General features: G+C 67.3%; 16 protein-coding genes and 1 pseudogene. 11 read left to right on the forward strand and 6 right to left on the reverse strand.

The window, feature by feature from the left end; all coding sequences use genetic code 11:
• The first annotated feature begins 81 nt into the window (after positions 1-81).
• Complete coding sequence (locus IOD14_RS20470) at positions 82-915, forward strand: enoyl-CoA hydratase/isomerase family protein (protein WP_212671039.1); 834 nt, start codon at positions 82-84, stop codon at positions 913-915.
• 247 nt (positions 916-1162) lie between these two features.
• Here the strand turns inward: IOD14_RS20470 and IOD14_RS20475 are convergent, their stop codons facing one another.
• Positions 1163-1876, reverse strand: coding sequence for an SDR family oxidoreductase (locus tag IOD14_RS20475; protein ID WP_212671040.1), 714 nt, complete (start codon positions 1874-1876; stop codon positions 1163-1165).
• A 166-nt stretch (positions 1877-2042) separates the two neighbouring features.
• On the opposite strand from IOD14_RS20475, the gene IOD14_RS20480 reads away from it, so the two are divergent.
• Positions 2043-2630, forward strand: a complete 588-nt coding sequence (locus tag IOD14_RS20480) for a TetR/AcrR family transcriptional regulator (RefSeq protein WP_212671041.1) — start codon at positions 2043-2045, stop codon at positions 2628-2630.
• A gap of 139 nt (positions 2631-2769) precedes the next feature.
• Here IOD14_RS20480 and IOD14_RS44770 read toward each other — a convergent pair whose 3' ends face one another.
• Positions 2770-2901 carry a hypothetical protein gene (locus IOD14_RS44770; protein WP_282959521.1) on the reverse strand — a complete coding sequence of 44 codons (132 nt, stop codon included), beginning with the start codon at positions 2899-2901 and terminating at the stop codon, positions 2770-2772.
• Positions 2902-3107: 206 nt separating this feature from the next.
• On the opposite strand from IOD14_RS44770, the pseudogene IOD14_RS44890 reads away from it, so the two are divergent.
• Positions 3108-3331: pseudogene (locus IOD14_RS44890) on the forward strand (IS5/IS1182 family transposase); the annotation flags it as partial.
• An 81-nt stretch (positions 3332-3412) separates the two neighbouring features.
• On the opposite strand, the gene IOD14_RS20485 reads toward IOD14_RS44890, so the two are convergent.
• The gene (locus IOD14_RS20485) at positions 3413-4021 is read right to left on the reverse strand and encodes a TetR family transcriptional regulator (protein ID WP_212671042.1); all 609 of its coding nucleotides are present in this window, start codon (positions 4019-4021) and stop codon (positions 3413-3415) included.
• A gap of 137 nt (positions 4022-4158) precedes the next feature.
• On the opposite strand from IOD14_RS20485, the gene IOD14_RS20490 reads away from it, so the two are divergent.
• On the forward strand, positions 4159-4998 hold the full coding sequence (locus IOD14_RS20490) for an alpha/beta hydrolase (protein ID WP_212671043.1): 840 nt from the start codon (positions 4159-4161) through the stop codon (positions 4996-4998).
• A gap of 322 nt (positions 4999-5320) precedes the next feature.
• Positions 5321-5611, forward strand: a complete 291-nt coding sequence (locus IOD14_RS20495) for a hypothetical protein (RefSeq protein WP_212671044.1) — start codon at positions 5321-5323, stop codon at positions 5609-5611.
• Positions 5612-6477: 866 nt separating this feature from the next.
• Here the strand turns inward: IOD14_RS20495 and IOD14_RS44775 are convergent.
• Positions 6478-6612: a hypothetical protein gene (locus IOD14_RS44775; protein ID WP_282959522.1), complete on the reverse strand. Its 135-nt coding sequence runs from the start codon at positions 6610-6612 to the stop codon at positions 6478-6480.
• 129 nt (positions 6613-6741) lie between these two features.
• Here IOD14_RS44775 and IOD14_RS20500 point away from each other — a divergent pair, with 129 nt between their 5' ends.
• Positions 6742-7290, forward strand: a complete 549-nt coding sequence (locus IOD14_RS20500; RefSeq protein WP_212671045.1) for a hypothetical protein — start codon at positions 6742-6744, stop codon at positions 7288-7290.
• A 145-nt stretch (positions 7291-7435) separates the two neighbouring features.
• Here the strand turns inward: IOD14_RS20500 and IOD14_RS20505 are convergent, their stop codons facing one another.
• Positions 7436-7975: a GNAT family N-acetyltransferase gene (locus IOD14_RS20505; protein ID WP_212671046.1), complete on the reverse strand. Its 540-nt coding sequence runs from the start codon at positions 7973-7975 to the stop codon at positions 7436-7438.
• A gap of 319 nt (positions 7976-8294) precedes the next feature.
• On the opposite strand from IOD14_RS20505, the gene IOD14_RS20510 reads away from it, so the two are divergent.
• The 4 genes from IOD14_RS20510 (at position 8295) to IOD14_RS20525 (ending at position 12321) form a co-directional block, all read left to right on the forward strand.
• A complete protein-coding gene (locus IOD14_RS20510; protein WP_212673336.1) occupies positions 8295-9779 on the forward strand; it encodes an NF041680 family putative transposase in 1485 nt (494 codons plus the stop codon).
• 397 nt (positions 9780-10176) lie between these two features.
• Positions 10177-10743, forward strand: coding sequence for a hypothetical protein (locus IOD14_RS20515; protein ID WP_212671047.1), 567 nt, complete (start codon positions 10177-10179; stop codon positions 10741-10743).
• Positions 10744-10959: 216 nt separating this feature from the next.
• Positions 10960-11166 carry a helix-turn-helix domain-containing protein gene (locus tag IOD14_RS20520; RefSeq protein ID WP_212671048.1) on the forward strand — a complete coding sequence of 69 codons (207 nt, stop codon included), beginning with the start codon at positions 10960-10962 and terminating at the stop codon, positions 11164-11166.
• A gap of 66 nt (positions 11167-11232) precedes the next feature.
• Entirely contained in the window at positions 11233-12321 is a 1089-nt protein-coding gene (locus tag IOD14_RS20525) for a site-specific integrase (protein WP_212671049.1), read from the forward strand.
• Between the two features lie 164 nt (positions 12322-12485).
• Here the strand turns inward: IOD14_RS20525 and IOD14_RS20530 are convergent, their stop codons facing one another.
• Positions 12486-16379: a LamG-like jellyroll fold domain-containing protein gene (locus IOD14_RS20530; RefSeq protein WP_212671050.1), complete on the reverse strand. Its 3894-nt coding sequence runs from the start codon at positions 16377-16379 to the stop codon at positions 12486-12488.
• A gap of 455 nt (positions 16380-16834) precedes the next feature.
• On the opposite strand from IOD14_RS20530, the gene IOD14_RS20535 reads away from it, so the two are divergent.
• Positions 16835-17464, forward strand: coding sequence for a hypothetical protein (locus IOD14_RS20535; RefSeq protein ID WP_212671051.1), 630 nt, complete (start codon positions 16835-16837; stop codon positions 17462-17464).
• The last annotated feature ends 313 nt before the right edge of the window (positions 17465-17777 follow it).

Consider the following 17777-nt stretch of genomic DNA (forward strand, 5'->3'; position numbering starts at 1 on the left):
GCAAGTCCATCCGCCCCGGGCGTCCTTCCCCTCCTCGCGCCCCAATCGCCGTCTGAACCCCTCACGCATCCGGAGCCAACCATGAGCGAGCAGCAGAGCACCATCCACTACGAGCGCACCTCACCGCAGATCGCGAAGATCACCTTCGCCAACCCGCCCGTCAACCTCATCGTCGGCGAGACGGTCCTGCGCCTCATCGAGATCGTCACCGAACTGGCCACCGACCCGGACATCCAGGTCGTGCTGTTCGACAGCGCCACCCCCGACTTCTTCTACAACCACTTCGACCTGGCCGCCGCCGCCGACTTCCCGGCCTCCGAGGACCCGGACGCGGTGCCGGCATGGACGAATCTGGTCCTGGAACTCTCCAAAGCGCCGTACATCACGATCGCGGCCATCCGTGGACGCACCCGCGGGGGCGGGAACGAGCTCGCCCTCGCCCTCGATCTGCGCTACGCCAGTCGTGAGAAGGCGATCTTCGGACAGCCCGAGGTCGGTAGCGGACTGTTGCCCGGCGGTGGTGGCAGCGAACGCCTGCCCCGGGCCATCGGACGCGACCGCGCCCTGGAGGCCATCCTCACCAGCGACGACTACGACGCCGACACCGCCGAACGCTGGGGCTGGGTCACCCGCGCCCTGCCCGACAGCGAACTCGACGCCTTCGTCGGCACCGTCGTCGCCCGGCTCGCCTCCTTCGACCGCACCTCACTCGCCTCGGCCAAGGCCCAGATCAACCGGGCGTCCCTGCCCCCGGACGCGGATCTGGTCGCCGCGTACGGTGAGTTCGCCCACTCCCTCACCCTCCCTGGTTTCCTCACCCGGGCCGCAGGCACGCAGGCCGTCGTCGAACAGGCCGGCATCGACTTCGAGTACCGGCTCGGGCACTACATCGGCATCGCCAACCAGCAACGCTGACACGCATCGAAAACGAGGACGGACGCGGCCGATGCCGCGCCCGTCCTCGTTTGCCGGGGGGCCCACCTGATTTCCGACGTCTTCGGCACCGTGGTCGGATCGGGCTGCTGCCGGATCGACCGCCGATGTCATCCACCGCTCGACGGCCGCGACGGCGCACCGCTTTTGGACACCGGCCGTCCAACTGTTCGAACATGGATCACTGGGTCCCGACGTGAAGAGATCACGTCGGGACCGAAGATCAAGCTCAGGCGTCCGTGCTGTGCAGGTCCGGGTAAAGCGCCTCGACGGGGCCGCTCAGAGCCGCCTTGACCCCCTTGGTCAAGTCGTCGGCCAGGACCTCGTATTCTCCGGCCTCGACGGCGTCGTAGACCGCCGTCACCAGCTGCGTCGGCAGCATCTTGGGTCCGTCGGCGTGCGCGGCCATACCGGTGTCGACGTAGCCCATGTGCACACCCGTCACGTGGACGCCCATGGGTGCGAACTCGATGCGCAGGGAGTTGGTGGCCGACCACAGTGCGGCCTTGGACGCGCTGTAGGCGCCGCCGAAGGCATACCAGCTGGCAACGGAGTGCACGTCGATGAGGGCGGACCCCTTCTTGGCGGCGAGGATCGGTGCGAAGGCGCGGGCGAGGAAGACCGGTCCGAAGAAGTTGGTCTCCATGTTCGCCCGGATGTCCGCCTCGCTGACGTCCAGCAGGCTCGCACTCGGCGGGGTGGCGCCCGCGTTGTTGACGAGCACGGTGACATCCGCCGCGGCGGCCACGGCCGCGTGGATCGACGTGCGGTCGGTGACGTCAAGGGGCAGGGGGACGATGCGTTCGTCGTCCCAGGCGCGGGGGGTGCGGGCGGTGGCGTAGACCTTGGCGGCGCCGCGTGCGAGGGCGTCGTGGACGAAGTGGGTGCCGATACCGCCATTGGCGCCGGTGACGAGGACGACTGCTCCATCGAGGGAGGGCATTGGTTCCTTCTTTCCCAGGGGGATGTGAAGTACGTGGCTGCGCATGGAGGGGCAACGACACGTCGCCCCGCGATGGGAGAATGAGCGGAGCCACATTCGAGCCCACATGGTAGTGAGTACAATCATAACTGATTACAGTCAGAATCTATTCCTGGAGGACACCGCCATGCCTCTCGGACGGCGCGAGCGGAACAAGCAGGAGAAACTCGACCGCATTGTCGCTGCCGCCAGTGAACTGTTCGCCGAACACGGCGTCGACGAGGTCACGACCCAGCAGATCGCGGACAAGGCCGACATCGGCACCGGGACGCTGTTCCTTTATGCCAAGACCAAGGGCGAGCTCCTCCTCCTTGTCCAGAACGCCAAGTACGTCGAAGCACTTGAGCGGGGCCGGGCGGACGCCGATACCGTCCCCGGCGTGCTGGACGCGGTGCTGGCGATCGTCCGGCCGATCGTCGAGTGCAATCGCGTTCAGGTCGACAACGGACGCACCTACCTGCGAGAGATGGTCTTCGGCGACCCCGAGGAGCCCCGGCACGGCGCGGCACTGGCCATCGTCGCGCAGACCGAGGAGGCCGTCGCCGCCGTGCTGCGCCGGGACGAGCGGGTCACGGAGGGCGACGCCGCGACGTTGGCACACATCGTGTCCGCCGTGATGTTCCTCAGCATGGCGGTGGGCGTGAACATCGCCTTGAGCGTCGAGGAGATCGTGCAGGACATCCGGGGGCAGGTCGAGGTCCTGCTGCCTCGCTGAAACGCGGCCCGGCCTCAGGCCCAGGTGACCATCCGGGTAGTCCTTGGCTGCGGCATGGCCCGAATCCCCAATGGCAGGTCATCCGGCCGTTGCCGCCCATACCGGCATGACTGGACGGGTGGGGCGGCCGGCCGGATGGCTACCGCCAACTGCGTGTTGTCGATTCCAGGATCTCCTCCGACAGTTCCGTGCCCGCCGTGGCGCGGGCGAGCAGGATCGCGCCGACCAGGATGGCCACCATGGGAAGGCCGTCGTCGGCCTCGGTGGACATCCACGCGGCAGATTCCTGGACTCGGCGGCGTAGGTTTCGCGTACCTCCGCGGCTGTGGGCTCGCGAGCCATGGCCCCTGCGATTCCGGCGGTGGGGCAACCGGTGCCGGGCTGGCCACGGTGCTCGGCCTGCAGGGAGAAGCCGACGAGAGTGCCGCGTGCCGTGGCGTGATCGCCGTGGGCCCGATATGCGGCCGCCTGAAGTAGATCGTCCTGCGGTGGCGGGCGTTGCTCGCCGGGAAGATCGCCGGGATCGTCTGGCGGTGCTGCGCTGTGACCAGCGGCCCGGCGATATGGTCGGCGGGAACGGGGTGCGCCGCTCCATCGTGAGCCGGTGGGTGCGCGAGGTCGTGCGCCTGCTGGCCGCCCGCGCCCCGCGCCTGGACCGCGCGTTGCAGAAGATCGCCCGAAAGGGCGGCGGGGTGGTCCTGCCGGTGTTCGTACTGAGGCGACTGGGAGCCGGCGTCGTGCTGCTCGTGGTGCTGAGCTGGGCTTGCGTCGGTCGGCTGCGGTCAGGTTTTTGGACTCCTTGCCGCCGGCCGGTCGCTGTTGCCCTGTGCCAGTGACGCGAGAATCTCCTTGCGGCAGACATCGAGGATTTCGTCCGCCAGCGGAGAACCGTCCGGGCATGCCCGCGACAACATGATCGCGCCGACCGAATGGGCGAGCATGTCGATCACCATCATGCGGGCCGCGCGCTGGTCCGCATCCCCCGGCGTATCGCTTGGGGACTGAAGGACCGTCAGCAGGTTCTCGATCCCGGCTGCGAACTCTGTTTTGATGTCGGCCGGCTGACGCGCGGCGTCGCCGCCGAGGGCCGCGATGGTGCAGCCGTCGCTGCGCCCGTCGCGATGCTCCCGCGAGACGTAGCGCTCGACGAACTCGGCGGGGTCCAGGCCTTCTGTCCGTGCCACGGTCTGCGACAGCCCGCTTGCGGACGCCTCGGCCATCAGGTCGGCCTTGGAGCGGAAGTGCTTGTAGAACCCGCCATGGGTGAACCCGGCGGCTGCCATCAGTTCTGCCACGCCGACGCCGTCATAGCCGCGCTCCCGGAACAGCCTGGAGGCTGTCGCGACGATGTGGGCACGGTTCTGCTCTGCCTGTGCCTTGGTGACCCGCATGTCCAGCCGTCCCTTCGTCGGTCGACGCTCGACGCTCGACGGTCCACCATACATAGATGTCGATCGACATCAAAGAGATTGACTTTTAAGATTACGATCGTCATTCTAATGCTCACCCCTCCAGAAAGGCTCAGGCCATGAGTGACACGCATGTGACCGCACCGACTCAGTACATCGAGGTCGACGGCGACCGGTTCGCCTACCGGCGCTGGGGCAAGCCCTCGGGCGTCCCGATCTTCCTGGTCCAGCACTTCCGCGGGGGGATGGACAACTGGGACCCGCTGCTCACCGACGGCCTGGCCGAAGGCCGTGAGGTCATCTTGTTCAACGGGCGCGGCATCGCCTCGTCATCGGGCACACCGCGCAACCGGATAGAGGACATGGCCGACGACATCGCCGCGGTCATCCGGGCGCTGGGGCTGGAGCAGGTCGACCTGCTCGGCTTCTCGCTCGGCGGTTACCAGGTGCAGGAGGTCACACTGCGCCATCCCCAGCTGGTGCACAAGCTCCTCCTGCTCGGCACCGGCCTCCGCGGCGGGGACCCGACAAGTGACCCCCAGGTGCCTCAGTACGCCCTGAACCCGGTCCCCAGCCTGGAGGACTTCCTCTTCCTGTTCTTCGGCCGCTCGGAAGCCGCGAAGCAAGCGGGCAAAGCCTTCTGGGAGCGCCGCCACCAGCGGGCCGACCAGGACCCGCCGAGCTCGCCCGCGGTCGCACAGGCGCAGTTCGAAGCGACCGTCGCCTACGCGGAACCGCTGCCGGGCGAGAACCCCTACGCCCACCTGAACGCGATCACCCAGCCGACGCTGGTCCTCAACGGCGAGAACGACGTGATGATCGCCTCGATCAACTCCTGGCACCTCGCCCAGAACATCCCCAACGCTCAGCTGCTGATCTACCCCGATGCCGGGCATGGAGCGCAGTTCCAGTATCCCGAGCGGTTCCTGAAGCACGCCATTCAGTTCCTCGACGAGTAACGCCTGCGGGGCTCTCGAAAGCGACGCACTGCGCAGCGGCATTCTCGCGCAGCTGGTCAAGGCGGCGAAATCGGCGACGCTGCGTTGGCCGGACTGTCTTCCGTTTCGACCACCGGGACGTAGAAGACTCGTTGACCTGGGAAGGTGTGCGTGTCGCATTCCGGGATCCGGTGAGCCTGCGCCCGCCATCACGGACCGGGCGTCAGCGACTGCACCGAAGCCCAGCTGGCGGATGGCCTCCTCGTACAGAGCGACAGTGCGGCGCAGGTCGGTGTTCTCCATGAAGGTGCCCGGGTACAGGCGGGTGTCGTGGCGGGCAAGGATGGCGACGCAGGTGGGCTTCGTCGGTGACGACCTGACCGTCGAAGACGGTGTGACGGGCGAGCTCGGCGAGCCGGGCTTCGGCTTCCTCTCCGGCGGGGCCCGTGAGGGAGGGCCGGTTGTCGTCGGCGTCCAGTTCGGCGAGGAACTGGCCGCGGGCGAAGGCTTCTTCGGCCTCGACCTCGTCGCGGAGGCCGGAGTCGCTGGTGCCGGCGTAGCCCCGAACATTGGATGCGCTGGTGGCGGTACTGCAGGGCGCCGGCGATGGTGCTGCCCGGGCGGCGGGCGATGAACCAGTGCCGCAGCATGTGCGGCGTCGCCTTCACGTCTACGTCCTGGGCATGGCACCGGGCGTTGGCGTCGGCGAAGACCTGCTTCCACCCGGACATCGTCATCGGCAGGCCCCACTGGTTCAGCCACACCATCGCCGGCTCCCACCTGCCATCGGCTGTCGTCACCAGCAGTCGGCGCCGCTCCTCCGCATCCAGGCGGCCACCGCCACCCACCGGCCCCCCGCATTCGGGGTGCGGCCGGTTCCTCCATCAGCAGCGACCGGCGCGTCGGGATGTAGAGGTCGTGCGAGCGCCCGTAGCCGAGCATCTTGGCCCGGTCCTGCTCCACGTAGTCGCGCACATCTCGCAGCACCGGCACTGGCCAGTACACCGCCCGGCCCGACTGCCCCTTGGAAATCGCGTGCGGCAGCACTGCTCGCGCGTTGACGATCCCTGACATCGCAGGCGGCAGCTGCGGCAGATCGAACACCGTCAGCGCCGAGTGCTCGCACAACCGCAGCCCCGTACGGACCATCGAACCCGCGTATGCCGCGTTCCGCGCCGCCCACCCCCCACGGAACCCGCGCCTTGGCATCTCCTTCGAGCCGAAGCCGCACAGCCCGACATTGCGCCACAGCCGATACGACTTCGGTGGCAGCCACTTCACCTCGCGTCGTGGCCCCATGCGCGACGTCTCGGCCGGCACTTGCCGCACCATCGTGCCACCAGCCCAGCCCAGCCCCGCCACGGCGACCACACCGAAGCCGCGCGCTGACGGATGGGACTGGCCCGGACAAGGTCCTGCTCGATCGCCCACAGGTAGAACTGGTGGACCGTGGACACCTCCAGGTCCCACCTCGTGTCTTCCAGACGAGGTCCACGCTCATCACGACGCCGCCCAGTCGTCCATGGACGCATCACGCCAGTCCTGCCTGCCCCGCGCGAACCACAGGAAGTCGAAGTACGTGCGCAGGTCCCGGGCCTGTGCGGCCTGGGCGTTCCACGGCAAGACGCCAGCCACACCGAGAAACACCGGTTCAGCGCCACGTCGTACCCGCCCGCCGGGCTGATCGGGAACGGCCGCCCCTCGGGCACCCCCAGATCGTCCAACCCCTCACCGAGATCGGCGAACAGGGAGCTGAACTCCCGCATGAACGGGGCCTTCTCGCGCGGCCACTCCAGATCTCGACGGGTGAAATACGCTCGCCAACCGGTGATCGACATGACGCTGGACGATAATCCGGTGACAGCTCAACAGCGCATCACCAAAGGCACGCGACAACAAGGCACGCGGGGCACGGGGCTCCGCAGACTGCCGCGGCCGTCGGCAGCCCTCGGAGCCGTCGTCGCGGTCGGCGGCCTGCTCGTCAAGCTCGCCCAGAAGAACTACGCCACCGAGGACGTCCAGACCGACGAGTCACTCGATGCCAGGGTTCCGACACCCGCGGAGCTTGAGTTCGCCGCCATCGTGCGCGCTGCCGCAGAAGACGTGGGGAAGATCATGAGTGTCTCCACGAACGGCTTCACCGTGGAAGCAAAGATCCGATCCAACTCCGGCAGGGGAACGTGGACGGCACACTTCGAGTTTGACGAAGAGACTGGTCACTGCCGCTACTCCCATCCCTACCAGGGTGCGACCGCGCCACTGTTCTTCATCGAAAAGGTCCAACGGCGACTCAGCGAAGCAGCGGCCACCTGACAGCCAGTTCGGCCCTTTAGCTTGTCATTTAAGGTCCGGCGTCGAACGCGGCTCGAACTTGGTCGGTGGACCACCAGACAGCCGATCTACCTAGGAATGCCCTCGTTCGGCGAGATTGCCGCACGAGCCTGATCCCGTGGCTTCGTCAATCGGACGGCGTGGCCGGGGACCGCATGCCGAGCCACTGCTCGGCGTCCCAGGCATGGAACCGCTCTACCTCGGTGAACCCCAGCTTTGCCACGAGGCGCATCGAGGCGACGTTTGCGGTCTGGGTGGCGAGCACCACCGGCTCGCCGGGAAAGGCGCTGTCGAACCAGTCGAGTGCCGCCGCGCACGCCTCGGCGGCGTATCCAAATCCCCACGCCCGCGGCAGGAACAGGTAGCCGAGATCGACCTTCCCCGCCGCAGCTGGACGATGGTGCTCCGGTTCCCTCACGAGCTGGATCTGTCCGATCATCGCCCCGTCGAGATCGACGACGAAAGTGCCGGGCCGCCGCCCAGGCACCTCGGGCACCTCGCGCTCAAGCTCGTCCCGCGACCGGGGGCCGCCGAGGTAGGTGTGAACCTCCGCCGAAGCATGCAACTCGATGAACGCCGCACGGTCCCGGGCCTCGGACTCACGGAGCACGAGCCTCTCGGTTCTAATCGGGGCAGGTGGCCAGGCGACGGGTCCGAGCTCAGTCATGCCGGCCAGCCAATCAGCAGGCTCGGCAGCGATCAAGACTCGCAGACCGATCAAGCCACCGGCCCAGGCCCCACCTCGCCAACGGGCCGGGCTTTACGTCAACCACGGCTCCGCCAGCGCGCTGGCGGAGCCGCTTCCATGAGAGGAGCTTCCGTGACCAGCACTCTTGACATGCTTGGAGAGCTCGGAGCGTGCGGTCCGGTGTCGAACGCGGCTCGAACTTGTTCGGTGTTTTCGCAGTTCAGCGGACGTGAGGGCGGCCTCCGTCTGATCCTTTGCTCCGTCACAGAGGCAGAGGAACAGTACGAAGGCCGTGGTCATGAGTCTGGTGTGCCCAGGTGTCCTGCGGGACGCGTTCGCGGAAGTGTCACGCTTCCGGACGGAGTTGTACGAGTGTCTGATTGCCCGGGGCGACGCGCTGTTCGAGTTATGCGACGCCTTGTTGTGCACGGACGGGCCGGTGCGGACGCTCGTCGATCTGGCGCTCGCCCCGGAACACCGCCGCGGGCACGGGGCCCTCTACGGTGGCCTCAACCAGGGGCGGATCGACGTCGCCCGGCTGCGTCGGATCCTGGTGTCGACGCCGCTGCCGAGGGCTGCGGACGGTCGGATCGTGCTGGCCGCAGACGTCTCGCCGTGGTTGCGGCCGGACGCCAACACCTGCCCTGACCGGGCTTTTTGTCATACGTTCGGCCGGGGCGAGGGCAAACACCAGATGGTGCCCGGCTGGCCGTACTCGATCGTGGCCGCGCTGGAGACGGGCCGCACGTCGTGGACGGCGGTGCTGGACGCGGTCCGCCTCGAGCCTGGCGCTGACGTCGCCGCGGTGACCACCGTCCAGATCCGCGAGGTCGTCGAGCAGCTCGTTGAGGCCGGCCAGTGGAAGCCGGGCGACCCGCACGTCCTGGTCGTGCTGGACGCCGGGTACGACGCACCTCGCATCGCCCACCTGCTGGCTGACCTGCCCGTCGAAGTCCTCGGCCGGCTCCGCTCAGACCGGGTGATGCGCCGTCCGGCCCCCTCCCGCAACGAGTTCGCCCTGGCCAACCCCCTGGGCGGCCGACCACCCAAGCACGGTGGCGAGTTCGTCTTCGGCGATCCCTCCACCTGGGGCGTCGAGCAGGCCGTGACGGTCACCGACACCCGCCTCTACGGCAAGGCGACCGCGCGGGCATGGGACCGACTGCACCCAAGGCTCACCCGGCGGGCGGCCTGGATCGAGCACGACGGACCACTGCCTCTCATCGAAGGCACCGTCATCCGCCTCGCCGTGGAGAAACTGCCGTCCGGCGGGGTGAACAAGCCGGTCTGGCTGTGGTGGTCCGGCACCGGAGCCAGCGCGGCGGACGTCGACCGCTGCTGGCAGTCCTTCCTCCGGCGTTTCGACCTGGAGCACACGTTCCGCCTGCTCAAGCAGACACTCGGCTGGACCAAGCCCAGGCTTCGCAGTTCGGATGCGGCCGACCGGTGGACCTGGTTGGTGATCGCCGCCTACGCCCAGCTCCGGCTCGCCCGGCCACTGGCCACCGACCTCCGCAGGCCCTGGGAGAAACCGACCGAGCCGAACAGACTCACCCCCGCCCGCGTCCGACGGGGGTTCAGGAACCTGCGCACGAAGACCGGCTCTCCGGCCAGTGCACCGAAACCTTCAACACCCGGACCAGGAAGGCCACGTGGCTCGAAGAACCGCGGTCCGGCCACCCGTCACGACGTGGGCCGCGTCCTTGCGACCGGCGAGGCATACAGCCGCCCCGCCCATCACAAAGTCGGCACGAAACCACGGAGAGTCAACCCCGATCGTTAAATGACAAGGTTAGAAGACGCCTGCTCTGTTGGGCTGTTTGGTGGTGCAGTCGAGGGTGCTGATGGGTCCGTCCCTCGCGATGATTCGCCGACGGCAGACAGGTTGATGCCAGAACAGACTGGAATAGAGCGCCGACTTCAAGCAAACCTAGAACGGTTGGTGGAAAGCGGTGGAGGCAGTCGCTGGCACTCCGTGACGTGACCTCGATCCTGTGGCGCGGGCGGCAACATAGCACGGGATCGCCGGTTACCGAAACCGGCGATTGTCCAGATCATTTAATCCAGTCCGGGGACGCGCCGTGCGTGCGTCCTGAAGTGCCATGTGAGGAGTCAAGGAAAACGTGTCGGTCCCTGCAATAGACGAAGCGGCCATGCTGTCCCCGGTACAGGTTCGGTCCTTGCTCGAACGAGTACGGGAAGACACCGGCGGCAATCAGGCCGTGTACCCGTTCCTGCTCTCCTTGGGGGCGGCGGCGCTTCAGCCCGGTGAGGCGATCGGCCTTCGTGTGGACGACGTGACCCTCCCGGAAGAGGGGTTGGGTGAGTTGCTGGTCCGTGGAGAGAGGGGCAGGAAGGTTCCTGTTACTCCCAAGCTTGCCGGTGTGCTGAGGCACTGGATCAGCAGCGCCGACCTGGGACCAGGCGATCGGCTGTTTCCCGGTGAGCAGGGCGGACCGCTGTCGTCGTCGGTCTATCGGCGGGTGTGGAGGCAGGCGCGCGAGGCTGTGCTGCGGCCGGATGAGCTGGAGGCCGGCCTGGGGGAGAAGGTCTCCGGTCTTCGCGAGGTCTGCCTGGTGGATTGGCTCAGGAGGGGGCTCTCCGCTTGGGGAGTCGCCGAGTGGGCTGGTGTCAGTGCGAGTTGGCTTGCTTTGCGGTACCCGCAGTGCTTCCGGGTGGACGACGTCGAGATCGACTGGGATCGCCTGGAAGAGATGCTGGATCTTCCGGACTCTCCCGAGCAGTAAGTTCCGTCCCGCGCTACGAGCGCGGGCCCACCCGCCGCACGCATCCCGAACATCGGCGGTCCACGCCTCGCTGCGGCCATCCCCTGACGCAGCGCCTCGGCGATGTGGTCCTACTCCCCTGACGGGGCGGTTGACCTTCGTCCTGGACCACCTGGCAGCCCGGCTGAATCTATTCGCCGGCTTGGCCTTCCACCCCCTGTTCCCGAGGACTCGCCCTTGCCTGCCCGTTTGCTGTCCATCCCCGCTGTCGCCGCCGCCCTGGACGTCGACCGCCGCACCGTCTACCGCTTCATCGCCGCCGGAGACCTCCCCGTCGTCGATCTGCGCACCGGGACGGAACGTTCCCGCGTCCGTGTCCCCGCCTCCGGGCTGGAGGAGTTTATCGCCAGCAGGTTGGTCGCTTCTCCGCGTGCCCGCCGGTGATCTCTCGCCGTCCGTCCGGTCCCCACCGTTCCCGAACGAAGGAGTAGTACCGCGTACCTGCGCAAATTGAAGTCCGGCAAGTGGCAGGCGACCGTACGCAACCGGGCCGGAGACCGGTTCAGCGAGTCCTTTCCCCTCAAGGCCCAGGCGCGTGCCTGGGGTATCGAGCTGGAGACCCAGTTCGCCCGCGGAGGCATGCGCGACCCGCGGGCCGGTGAAACCGTGTTCCGGGAGTGGCACGACCTGTGGTGGAACGCCCGCATCGTCGAACCCCACACCCTGCGGGGCGACGCGTCCAGCATCAAGAACCACGTCATGCCCAACTGGGCGGACTGGGAGATGCGGGCCATCACCCGGATGGACGTCCAGAGCTGGATCCGCTCTCTGGTCGAGAAGGGAGTCGGCGCCTCCGCCATCAAGCGGGCCTACAACCTGATGTCGTCGATCATGCGTGCGGCGGTCGACGACGATGTGATCGCGGTGAGCCCGTGCCGCAGCATCGACCTGCCGACCGTCGCGGTCAAACCGCCGCAGTGGTTCACGCCCGACCAGGCGCAGAGCATCCTCGATGAACTCGCCCCCGCCTGGCGGACGATGTGCCTGCTCGGCTTCTACACCGGACTCCGCTGGGGAGAGCTCTCCGGCCTGCACCGCCAGCGTATCGACACACGGCGCTCGCGCCTGTTCGTGGTGGAGGTCAATACCAAAAGCGGCATCAAGGAGTACCCCAAGAGCTCCAAGAGCCGCCGCGAAGTCCCGCTCCCGCCCCACGTCCTGGAGGCCCTCGAACGCCACATCCACCGACTCGAGCGTGACGCGGTGGTGTTCACCACCATCACCAAGGGCCGCTCCGGGCGCCTGCTCGCCGACAGCAACTGGCGTACGCAGACCTGGTGGCCAGCCGTCGAGGCCGCCTATCACTTCGGCGACGACGGTGAGCTGCAACTTGTCCCGCATTACCCGCCGCACTCCATGCGCCACACCTGCGCCTCGTGGCTGGTCCAGAGGGGAGTCTCGCTCTACGAGGTCCAGCATCTGCTCGGCCACGAGAGCTTCCAGACGACCCAGCGGTACGCCCACCTCCAGCCGGATGCCCACAAGGCTGTCCTTGGAGCCTGGCAGCGAATGGAAACCCCGCTCGTCATTGCCGTATGAACGGACCTTCGCCCTGTCCTCTGTAGACAGGGCGAAGGCGTATATGCGCGGAACGGCGCCGGGTCGTGGAGCCGGTTGTGACTGGTCGTCGCACGCGACCAGCGGCCGTTGTGCCGAAGGGCCGGCCTCTGGAGAGGCCGGCCCTTCGGCGTCAGTGCTGTGTGTCAGGTGTAGTAGCCGCTGCAGTCGACGACGAAGTCAGTGCTTCCGGAGCTGTTGTTGTAGATGCTGATCTGTCCGTTGGTGTCGGTGGGGGTGAGGGTGAGGTTGGCGAGGGTGTCGCCGGTGCCCCAGTTGATGTTGCTGGTGGCGGGTTTGCCGATGGCGGTGGGGTAGGCGGTGGCGTAGCCGCCGCTGGCGGTGTTGGTGACGGTGAGCATGGCTGCGAGGGTGGGGGTGGTGGCCGTGGTGACTTGCTGGGTGGTGGCGGTGGTGAGGGTGTAGGTGCCGTTTGCGGCGACGGCGCCCTTGGTTCCGCCGATGCCGCTGCGGGTGTCGACGAGGCGGGTGGGGTTGAGCGTGTGGAATTTCTGGCCGGTGGTTGTGGTGGTGTAGTAGCCGGAGATGTCGGCCAGGACGGCGGTGGCGTTGCCGTGGACGGAGATGGTGATGGTTCCGGAGGTGCCGATGGGGACGTCGCCTGACAAGGAGGCGATGGTGTTTCCGCTGGTGAAGCTGAGGCTGGTGTCGGCGGTGGGGGCGTAGCCGGTGGCGTATGCCTGGAGGTAGCCGGCTCCTGCGGCGTTGGCGGCGGCGAGGTTGACTGCTACGGCGGTGGCCGTGGCGGGGATGTTGTTCTGTCCGGTGATCTGCAGGGTGAAATTGGTGCCGACGGCCACGGTGCCGGTGCTGGTGAGGTTGGTGTGGGCGATGCTGGAGCGGGTGTCCAGGGCCCTTATGGCGCTGGTCAGTGGTGTGTAGGTCTGGTCTCCGGGCGCGGTGGCGTCGCTGGTGAAGTAACCGGTGAGGTCGACGATCAGGGCCGTGGTGCCGCCGGCGCTGTCGATGTGGGTGTAGAGGTCGATCTTGCCGTCGTTGCCGACCGGAACGATCTGGTAGCCGGTGGCGGTGGTGTTGGCGGCGAAGTTGGTGGATGAGGTGATGGGGCGTTGGGTTCCGTCGGCGTAGGTGGTGACGTAGCCGGTGTCGCTTTCGCCTGTGGCGGTGACGTCGATGGCGACGGCGGTGACCGAGTCGGGGACGGTGGTGGGGGCGCTGCTGACGGGTGAGGTGACGCTGTTGCCGACGATCTTGAGGTGGGTGACGGAGTCGGAGGTGACGGTGCTGGCACCGGCGGTGATGCCGGTGCCGGTGATGCCGGTGCCGTTGCGGGTGTCGAGGATGCGGGTGGGTGTGACGGCTTGGTGGTATCCGGCCGGGGTGTATGGCTGGGCTGGTGGTACGGCCGAGCCGGTCCAGGTGCGGACGCGGGCGAGTTCACCGGTGAAGTAGTCGGTACGGGCGGAGGCGTTGAGGGCGTCGCCGAGCTGGAAGTTGCCGCTGGCACCGGTGGTGGGGGCGGTGTGGTTTCCGGTGGCGACGAAGACGTCGTCGACGTAGAGGTTCATCACGCCGGTGGGTTTGTCGTAGGTCGCGGTCAGGTGCGCCCAGGTGCCGAGGTGGACGCTGCCGCCGGTGATGGTGTCGAAGGTCCAGGCGGTGCCGGAGCCTGTGTTGAGGCTGAACTGCCAGCCGCTGCTGGTGGGCAGGAGCAGGATGCCGGAGTCGGCGCTGCCGCTCTGCGAGAGCACGGCGCCGCCGTAGGCGGTGGGGTCGGCCCAGACGGACACAGTGAGGGACTTGGTCAGGTCCAGGGCTTTGCTGCCCTGGAGGTAGTCGTGGTCGGCGGAGTCGAGTTGGATGTCGGGGTCGAACAGGCCGCCGGTCGGGGCGGTGACGCCGCTGGTTCCGGTGAGGGTGATCGCGCTGGTGGCGGTGTCGTCGGCGGTGAGTGCGGTGGTGTCGTAGTCGTTCAGCGGCCAGTCGTGGGTGTCGGTGCTCAGGGCCTGACCGGTGGGGGTGGTGAAGCTGGCGGTGGTGCCGTTGAGGGTCATCTCATGGGCGGTAGCGCTGCCGGTGCTGCTGATGGTCCAAAGGTCGGGGGAGTGGTCGTTGTTGATGTCGGCGGCCTGAAGGGTGGGCTGGCTGACGGAGTCCCAGCCGCTGCTGGCGGCCTCGACGGAGGTGAGGGTGGTGTCGGTGGCGCCGTTGGACAGGGTGTCGTAGGTCAGGGATTGGAGGTTGGCGGGGCTGAGGTACCACAGCTGGCCATGGGAGGGGTCGCTGGTGTCGGTGCTGGTGTCACGGGCGAACAGCTGCGGCAGGCCGCTTGCGTCGAGGGTGCTGGTGATCGTCCAGCCGCTCCAGCCGGTCGTGCAGGTGGTGGTGCTGGTGTTCTGGGCCAGGCAGTAGGGGTTGTAGTCGGCCAGGTCGGTGGCCTGGTCTGTGCCGACGTAGCTGCCTCGCCCGTTGAAAGTGGCTTCGTCGTAGAGCGATCCGTTGATCAGGAGCAGCAGGTCCGGGTAGCCGCTGGGGATGTCGCCGTTGACGGTTTGGTACAGGTTGCCGCCGCTGGCGATCGAGGTGGCAGGCGTGATGGTTTTGGTGATGGTGCCGTCGTCGTTGAAGGTCGTGTTGGTAAATGCGAATGTGGCGGTGGAATCGGCTATTTGGGTGTAGTCGCTGCCGTCCGCTCGTGTCTGGAGGTCGGTGCCGTCGCCCTGGCCGCGCAGGATCTCGCCGCGGATGGCCCCGGTGGAGGTGTTGTAGCTGTAGTCGAGGACGTCGTTGAAGCCGTTGCCGGTGAAGAAGTGGCCGGTGATGACTTGGGTGCCGGTGAAGGAGGTGGCGGTCTGGGTGGTGGAGACGCCGTTGCCGTCGATGCCGATGTTGCGGGCGGCGGGGTTGAGCATTCCGCCGCCGTTACCCGTGGCCTGCCAGAGGCCGGCGGGCAGCGAGTTCTTGCCGCCGACGGTCAGCAGGTCGGCGTTGGAGTCTCCGTTGAGGTCGTCGCTGGTGGCCGTGGCGGGAGCCTGCGCGATGAAGAGGTAGTTGTAGGTGTCGCCCACGTTGCCGCTGGCGCCCACGGCTGTGACGGTCAGGACGTTGGTCTGGGTGGTCGGCTTCAGCGAGAAGCTCGCGCTGTAGGGGCTGGTGCTTGAGGCAGTGACGCTGACGGGATTGCCGCCGTTGAGCTGATAGCGGTAACTGCCGGGAGCCGTAGTGGTGTTGGTGTCGGTGATGGTGAAGCTCGCGGAGGTGCCCACAGTGCACTTGCTGCCGCCCGAGGGGCTGTCCTTGAGTTCCGGGCACGGGGTCGTGGACGATGACGTGTCAGGACTGACGGTGGGAGCGCCTGGGGCGGTGGGGTCGTAGTAGAAGTGGCAGGTCTTCGACTGGTCGCTGATCAGATCGTGGTCAGTGACGGTGAGGTACCAGGCGAACTCGGTCTTGGCAGTCAGGGCTTGGAAGGGCCCTGAGCTGCTGGTGTGAGAGAAGGCGGTACTGGCGGTGGTCCCGCTGGTGGCGTCGATCGCCCGCGTATACGTGCTGCCGCTCGCCATGTTCTTCAGAGTGAAGTCCGCAGTGAGGCCGCTGGTGGTGCCGTCAGGGTCGGACACCCCGGCGCGCAGGGTCACGTCGCCCAGCCCGAGCGAGGTGGGTGTCGTGGCGGTGCAGCTCGTAGCGGGGCTGGTGGTCAGCGAGGTCGGAGTGTTGGGTTTGTGATCATAGGTGGTGGTGATGGTGGCCTGTTTGCTGAACTGCTTCCAGGCCAGGTCGTTGCTCTCGTTGTCGGCCTTCAACTCGAAGGTGGCCTTCGACCACTCGCCGGCGGCGGCCTGCACCATGAGGTCGTGGATGTCGAAGGTGACGTCCGCGGGGCCGCAAGAGGTGGACCAGCCGTGGGCGACGGACTGGGAGCCCAGGGATTCGAGCCTCGCGGGCTGGTGGTTCCAGGTCGTGCTCGAAGTGATCGATCCGGTCCAGTAGAGGTCGACGGCTTCGGCGGTGCAGGAAGCGGACCAGTTCTCGTAGAAGGAGATATGAGAGTCGATCACGTCCTGCGCGCCCCAGATACTGCTGTGGATGCTCGTCTGGTAGAAGGCGCGGTTGGTGGAGACGTCGGAGGTCCAGTCGGTGTAACCGACATGAAGCGGACCCGGGGGTAGAGGCGGCGGGCTTCCAGAATGCCGTGTCGGGCCACTCACTGTCGACGAACGCCCATGCCTGGACGGTGTCAGTCTGCCCTGAAGGTGTGAAGGTAATGGTGGGGTCGATGTAGACGGGGTAGACGGTGTCCTTGCCAGTCAGCAGTCCGCGGTCGGGAGACAGGCTGATGCGGCCCGGGTGGTAGGCGGCCTTCAGGCTCGTCTTACGGGCGGCGTCACCCGGTGATGCGGGACTCGAGGCGAGGGGGGCACCGTTGCGCCGGTCCACGCTTTGGCCAGTGCGCGGGTCGGTGGCCTTTGGCGTGTTCGCCGCGGGACGGCTGGAGTCCCACATCGTGGGGGCGATGGCAGAGAACAAGGTGCGTCCGGAGTGGTCCTTGGCAGTGATGTCACCGGCCTTGTCACTGGCCAGGGTCACCCCCGTCGCCTTGGTGGACAGGTTGAGGTTGGCCAGGGCAGGGTTTGCGGCTGCCGTGGCGTTCTTGACGATCAGGACTTCGCTGAACCCGCCGGTGTCCTGCGCGGTCACGGCGAGGTCCACATCGGGCAGCACGTCCGGGTACGTTGCCGTCGCACCGGAGAGAGTGGGCGTGCGCAGAGCGAACGCTGCGGGCAGCGACACGGCCAGGGAGCCGCTGCCGGCCCGCATGCTCGCGAGCGGTTCCCCCGTGCCACCGCCGGAGAGGGACAGCGTGCCTGTCGTGACCTTTGGGGAGATGGTTCCGTCGGCGTGGCGCACCAGGGTGGGATCCAGACTCTTCCATTGTCCGTGTACCAACCGGCGTACCGGAGCCACTGTCTGTCTGAGCGTCAGCGTGCCGTTCGGGTTGGCGGTGAGCGTGGAGGAGTCTGTGGTGGCGGCTGTCGCCTGGACCGGTTTGCCTGTGGAGCGCGCCTTGGCCATGGCCTGGTCTTCGGTCAGCCAGGTAGACGACTTGGCTACTGCGTGCGGCGTGACAGCGCGCGCCGATTGACCAGCCGGGTCGGCGAGAGCGGGAGCGCTCCACGCCCCGGTGACCGCGAGAGCAGCAGCGCCAACAATCATGCGGCGTGCCCAGGCCAGGGGCACACGCGTCCGCTTATTCTTTTGCACTTTCTTTCCTTGAATCTTGTGGCTCATGGGGAATTCGGCGCGGCATTTTTGGTCGCAATGATTGAACCCTCAGTGATGGGTCATGTATTTGCAAAGCACTGTTGGGCTTGCCTTGACCGTCCTGATGTGCGGTTCCCGGTGGTCTTGTGAGGGCGCTTGGCGTCACGGCGGTTTGGTCGGAACGGGCGTCACCG

It is taken from the genome of Streptomyces sp. A2-16, assembly GCF_018128905.1.
Classification (GTDB): domain Bacteria; phylum Actinomycetota; class Actinomycetes; order Streptomycetales; family Streptomycetaceae; genus Streptomyces.